Source organism: Qingrenia yutianensis (genome assembly GCF_014385105.1).
In the GTDB taxonomy this organism is placed as follows: domain Bacteria; phylum Bacillota; class Clostridia; order UMGS1810; family UMGS1810; genus Qingrenia; species Qingrenia yutianensis.
Map to the genome: position 1 here is coordinate 1 of NZ_JACRTE010000050.1, position 2,436 is coordinate 2,436.

Sequence of the window (2,436 nt, forward strand, 5' to 3'; positions counted from 1 at the left end):
TTTTCACGAACATTGCCCGAAAGGTATTCATCTGCGGTCAGATATTTCGGCTCATATTCCGGCGATATTTCGTGTTCGGGGTTTAAGAATATAACGCCGTGCAAGTCCTCATACAGCTGTTGTTCGGTTTTTCCCGATAATTTTTCCATAAAGGCAATATCTATCTTTGCCTTTTCCGCAAGCGACACCGCCAATGCTTCATCAGCCGTATCAACCTTTGTTACCTCGTGCTTTGCACGGATAGTCCGTTTTGTAAACATATCCGCTTTACGCTCAAGTTCGCCGTACTCGTCCAATACCTCTAATGAGCAGAGCAGAAAATAACTGCTGTCCTCCGAAAAAGCAAGAGAATTGCCACGGGAATTGATAAGCCCATATTTCTTTGTGTAGTTATCATAAAGAGTGTTGAGCTTTGCCTGCTGTGCCTTAATTTCATCATCGGAATAGTTTTCCGTCTGATATTCTATTAAAGTCCTCACGCAGTCCCGAAGCTCTATCATACCTTTTACACGGTTTTCTGCCGTTGCGTTCAGCTCAATCTTACGCATAAGGCTGTTCTCTCTGAAATACACATCTCCGTCAACAACCGTAAAGCTAAAATTTCTGACATTCGGGTCTGCCGGAATTGTTATTTCCTCGTCATTTGAAACATCGTCAAATTCGTATTCCGTTATGCTTGCGTGAATATTTTGAATCGCACCGTCAAGCTGCTCGGCAAGTGAAATATCCTCATTCGGCTCACAGGTAAGGGTCGGACCGAAAGGACCGCTGACCTCTTTAAGTTCGCCCATAACCATATCGGGATTATCAAGAAAATACTTATTTACAAACTGTCCCGTTTCGTGTTCGGCAACCTCCACCCATTCGGGCATTATATCTGTCATACGCTCTCTTTTTTGCAAGAACAGAATATCTGCCGTAACCTCTGTTCCGGCGTTTTTCTTAAAGGTGTTGTTCGGCAAGCGGACAGCGCCGATTAAATCGGCTCTTTGAGCAATATATCGACGCACCTTTGAAGTACGCTTATCCATAGTGCCGGAGGAGGTAATAAAGGCTATAACACCGCCCGGTCGCACCTTATCCAAAGTTTTCGCAAAAAAGTAATCGTGAATAAGGAAATTATGTTTGTTGTATTTCTTGTCAAGCAGCTTAAAATCTCCGAAAGGCACATTGCCGATTGCCACATCAAAGAAGCTGTCGGGAAGCTCGGAATTTTCATAGCCTTGTATGGCAACGGAATTTTTCTGATAAAGCTGCTGTGCAATTCTGCCCGTTATACTGTCAATTTCCACACCATACATTTTACTGTCGCTCATACTCTCCGGCATAAGTCCCATAAAATTACCGATTCCGCACGACGGCTCCAAGATGTTACCCTGCGTAAATCCCATATTGGAAAGCGCCTTATACATTGCCTTGATTACAACAGGCGGAGTGAAGTGTGCGGTAAGTGTTGACGCTCTCGCTTGCTCATACTCATCGGGGGAAAGAGTGGTGTATAGCTCCTTAAATTCCTCCGACCAATTTTCTTTGGTTTCATCAAAAGCGTCTGCAAGACCGCCCCAGCCGACATACTGTGATAATATCTTCTGTTCTTCGGGTGTAGCCAACCTATGCTCAAATTCAAGCTGATGCAAAAGATTTACGGCTTCAACATTCCTCTTAAATTTCTCTTTCGGTGTACCGTAACCGAGTTCATCATTTGTAATTTGGAAATTTCGTCTTTCCGACAACGGTATTTCGGGATATATAACCGTATTTTGCACTCTCTGCGGCTTTGCCTTTTGAAATTCCGCCGTTATCTGCGGCTTTGTCTGCTCGGCAATAATGCCTTTCACAAAATCTATGCTCTCACTTCGGAATATGGGAAAACCCGTACTGTTTTGAAAGGTTATATCCTTTAACGACACCTTGTTAAAGTCAGTATTTACGCTGTCTACAACAAATTTGCGGTCATCAATGGTAAGTTCCGTTCCGACAAGAATTTCGGCATTTTCCTCCGGCTCCGGTGTCTGCACTTCCGTCTGCTGTGTTTCTGCTTGCTTCGGCTCATTTTCCGTTTGCTGTGCCTGTTCGAGTATAATCTTATCTGCCGACAGCAGTCTGTGCGAATTTCTGTTTTCATCGGCAATTACAACATCATACCCTGCATAGAGCAGCTTGTTTGCGTATTCGTCAAGAATATGCTTCGGAAATCCGCACATTTTGTATGTGTTATCCTCAATTTGTTTTGAGGTTAAGACTATATCAAGCACCTGTGCCGCATTTTCCGCATCTTCACCGTAGCTTTCGTAAAAATCACCGAGAGGAATAAGGACAACGGTTTTTGAGCCGTTATCGTCTTTGTGAAGCTCTGCAAGATATTCGGAGAACGGCTGCTGCGGTTGATTTTCTTTTTCAAACCGTTCCTCGATTAAAGCTCTGTATAAAGCCATA

Annotated in this window: 1 protein-coding gene; it reads right to left on the reverse strand. The window is 43.7% G+C overall.

What is annotated here, in order from left to right:
- The coding region (locus tag H8706_RS11875; protein ID WP_394354577.1) for a MutS N-terminal domain-containing protein at positions 1–2,436 on the reverse strand (2,436 nt) is incomplete at both ends.